Below are 3,657 nucleotides of genomic sequence, written 5' to 3'. Positions count from 1 at the left end.
GCTGACGGCGGAGCACGCGCCCGCGGAGCGGCGCGGGTTGTGGTCGAGCTTCCCGCAGATCGGCCCGGCGGTGGGGTTCCTGCTGGCCAACGGAGTGATGCTGGCGCTGTCGGCGACGCTGTCGGACGCGCAGTTCGCGGCCTGGGGGTGGCGGGTGCCGTTCTGGGCGGCGGGAGCACTGGCCGTGGCCGGGCTGTGGCTGCGGTCCTCGCTCACCGAGAGCCCCCAGTTCCTCGGCATCGACAAGCGGGCGCGCGTGCCGCTCGCCGAAGTGATGCGCGGCCACTGGCGGCTGGTGCTGCTGACGGCCGGGGCGCTGTCGGTCGGATACGCCGTGTTCTACGCGGTGACGACCTGGTCCCTCGCGTACGCCACCGAACAGCTCGGCGTGAGCCGCACCGTCATGCTGACCTGCATCATGGCCGCGGTCGTGGTGAAGGGCGCGCTGACGCCGGTGGCGGCGTTTCTCGGCGACCGCTTCGGCCGGCGGCCGCTGTGCCTGGTCGGCTGCGCGGCGTCCGCGCTCTGGATGTTCCCCATGGTCGCCCTGCTGGCCACCGGTGAGCCGCTGCTGATGTTTCTCGGCTTCCTGGTGGCGATGCTGGCGTTCATCACGATGTTCGCCGTGATCGGCGCGTATCTGCCGGAGCTGTACGAGCCCCGTGTGCGCTGCACGGGTGCGGCCGTGGGCTACAACCTGGGCGGGGTGCTCGGCGGTGCGCTGACCCCGATCGTGGCGACGGCCGTGGCCGAGGGCCAGCGGGTCCCCTGGGGCGTGGCCGCGTATCTGACGGGGATCGCTCTGTTGAGCCTGGGGTGCTTCGCGCTGTTGCCGGAGACACGACCGGTCCGGGTGATCGCGGCGGAGGCGACCACCGGGTGACGCGGGAGACAGCCACCGGCTTACACCGGGCCACCGCCCGGCCCGGGCCGGGCTGCCGCCGCGGAAGGCAACCATTGGCCGGCGCCCCATGGCCTCGACCGCCGTTGACCTCAACAGCTGTTGACCTCGACCGCCATTGACCTCGACCGCCGTTGGCCTCGACCGCCGACTGAGGTCTGACGCCGGAGGAGGAGAACCAGTCGGTCGTTGCGCCGACGGGCCCCGCACCTCTTTCGTGCGGGGCCCGTTCACGAGACGCGGCGGGCTGCTCGAGCTCGCGTGTCTTCGGCGCGTACCGGCTGTACCGGCCGTACCGGCTTCCTCTACGCCTGGGGCCGTCCCGCCTCGATGTTCTCCTTCGAGGCCACCTCGGTCTCCTTCTGCGCCGCCTCGGCCGCCGCCTGCTTCTTGGAGGCCATCAGGCTGGTGATCGTGGTGACGATCAGCACCGCGCAGATCACGCCGAGCGAGACCGGTATGGAGATCTCGGGGACGTGGACGCCGGACTCGTGCAGGGCGTGCAGTACCAGCTTGACGCCGATGAAGCCGAGGATCACCGACAGCCCGTAGGAGAGGTGGACCAGCTTCTTCAGCAGGCCGCCGATGAGGAAGTACAGCTGACGCAGGCCCATCAGCGCGAACGCGTTGGCCGTGAACACGATGTACGGGTCCTGGGTCAGGCCGAAGATCGCCGGGATCGAGTCGAGCGCGAAGAGCACGTCGGTCGTACCGATGGCGAGCATCACGACCAGCATCGGCGTCATGACGCGCTTGCCGTTCTGCTCGATCCACAGCTTGGTGCCGTGGTAGCGGTCGGCGACCCCGAAGCGGCGCTCGGCGGCCTTGAGCAGCTTGTTTTCCTCGTACTCCTCCTCGGGCTCGTCGGCCCGGGCCTCCTTGATCAGCTTCCAGGCGGTGTAGATCAGGAAGGCGCCGAAGATGTAGAACACCCAGGCGAAGCTGGAGATGATCGCGGCGCCCGCGGCGATGAAGATCGCGCGGAGCACCAGGGCTATCAGCACGCCGACGAGCAGCACCCGTTGCTGGTACTGCGAGGGCACCGAGAACTTCGCCATGATCAGGACGAAGACGAAGAGGTTGTCGACGCTCAGCGACTTCTCGGTGATGAAGCCGGCGAAGAACTCCCCGGCGGGCTGGCCGCCGGAGAAGACGAGCAGGCCGAGCCCGAAGAGCACGGCCAGGACGATCCAGACGACCGTCCAGATCCCGGCTTCCTTGATCGACACGTCATGGGGCTTGCGGCCGATGAAGAAATCGACCGCGATGAGGGCGGCAAGGCCCACGATGGTCAGGACCCACAGGGTCGTGGAAACTTCCACTGCGCCTCCGGCAGTACGTAACGGCAAATGTCAGCGTCGTCGCACCGGAGGTCTCTTCCACCCGGGACAGCCTGGCGCCCATAACGCCTGGTGCCGCATCGGGCCGACGCCCCGGGATCCGCCATTGGATCCGTACTGACGGGTGCGCCGCAGTAGGTAGGGAGTACTCCCCTCCGCACGGAAAGAGTACCCGAATCACCAAGGAAAGGTAAAGGAGTTAGCAAAAGAAGGGTCAAGTGCGCAGGTCAGAGGTTTTTGCTCGGACTTGGTGCGGAGTTCGGACGGTCAGCGGTTCCAGGAGCGGCGGGCCGTCGCGACCTGGGAGAGGACGCGCTGGATGACCTGGCTGCCGGGTGGGACGAGCCCGGGCTCGTACGTCCAGGCGTGCCCCACCCAGGGGTCGGCGAGGTGGTCGTCGGGCACCGGTGTGAGTCGCATCAGCGAACGCCAGAGCGGGTCGAGCAACGGCCCGTACGCGGCGGCGTCCTGACGGTCGGCCACCATCATCAGGTGCACGCCCACGGCGGGACCCTCGTCCGCCAGGTAGCGCAGCCGGGTCACGGCCCGGTCGTCGAAGCCGTGCGGGAAGTCGTTGACGATCAGCAGCTGTTCGGCCGTGTCCAGGCCCGGGGGCAGGGCGTCGGACGCGCCGCCGCGCACCGCCATCTGCACCAGGTCGACACGCTGGGTGAGCCGGGCCAGCACGTCGGTCACGCCCGCCGCGCCGGACGCGGGCGGGGAGGCGAGCACACCGGTCTGCACCAGTGGTGCGAACGAGGACGTGCCGCTGCCGGCCGGGTCGATGACGTGCACGGTGAACTCGCCCGGCGGGTACACCGCGAGAAGCCGCGCGGCGAGGGCCACCGCCGTGTCGAGGGCGAGGCGGCGCAGCTCGTCCGAGTCGGCGAGCGAGGCGTCGGAGGACCCGGAGCGGCCGCTGTCGATCCACAGGCCGCGCTCCAGTGGCAGCCTGACCAGCATCGGGATCCGCAGGTCCTCGGTCTCGGGCAGATGGAGGTCGCCCAGGCGCAGCGCCATGGGGATCTCCATCGGAACCTGGTAGCCGTGCCAGACGGGGTTGTCCCAGCGTGCGTATGCCGGGGGCAGCGCGGGCTCGACGACGTCCGCCTCGGCCCTGAGCTGGGCGAGATCGCGGTCGAGGGCCGCTCTGGCCTGGTCGACGAGCTGGGCGTGCTTGGCCCGGGCCGCCTCACGCGCGGCGTCGCCCTGCCCACCGATGCGGCTGCGCGGGTCGGACAGGACCTTGTCGAGCTCCTGCTCCATGCGCGAGTCGGCGAAGTCGACGGCGCTGCGGTACGCGGCCGCGGTGCGGGCCAGGTCCTCGAACATGCCCCACACCTGGTTGTAGAGCCGCTCGTCCATGGACCAGCCCGTCGCGTCACCGGCCACTGGCTGCGCGGGCTGTCCCGGCTG

General features: G+C 69.9%; 2 protein-coding genes and 1 pseudogene. 1 reads left to right on the top strand and 2 read right to left on the bottom strand.

The features are described from left to right. On the top strand, positions 1–883 hold an 883-nt coding region (locus FNH04_RS43015; protein ID WP_152791677.1), incomplete at its 5' end, for an MFS transporter. A 323-nt stretch (positions 884–1,206) separates the two neighbouring features. Here the strand turns inward: FNH04_RS43015 and FNH04_RS43010 are convergent. Continuing rightward, positions 1,207–2,223, bottom strand: a complete 1,017-nt coding sequence (locus FNH04_RS43010) for a TerC family protein (protein ID WP_322725518.1) — start codon at positions 2,221–2,223, stop codon at positions 1,207–1,209. 285 nt (positions 2,224–2,508) lie between these two features. Continuing rightward, positions 2,509–3,657: pseudogene (locus FNH04_RS43005) on the bottom strand (TerD family protein); the annotation flags it as partial.

This window comes from Streptomyces phyllanthi, from assembly GCF_009377205.1.
GTDB classification, from domain to species: domain Bacteria; phylum Actinomycetota; class Actinomycetes; order Streptomycetales; family Streptomycetaceae; genus Streptomyces; species Streptomyces phyllanthi.
Note: the sequence above shows the minus strand (reverse complement) of the source record. Positions and strands in the feature narration are given on the sequence as shown.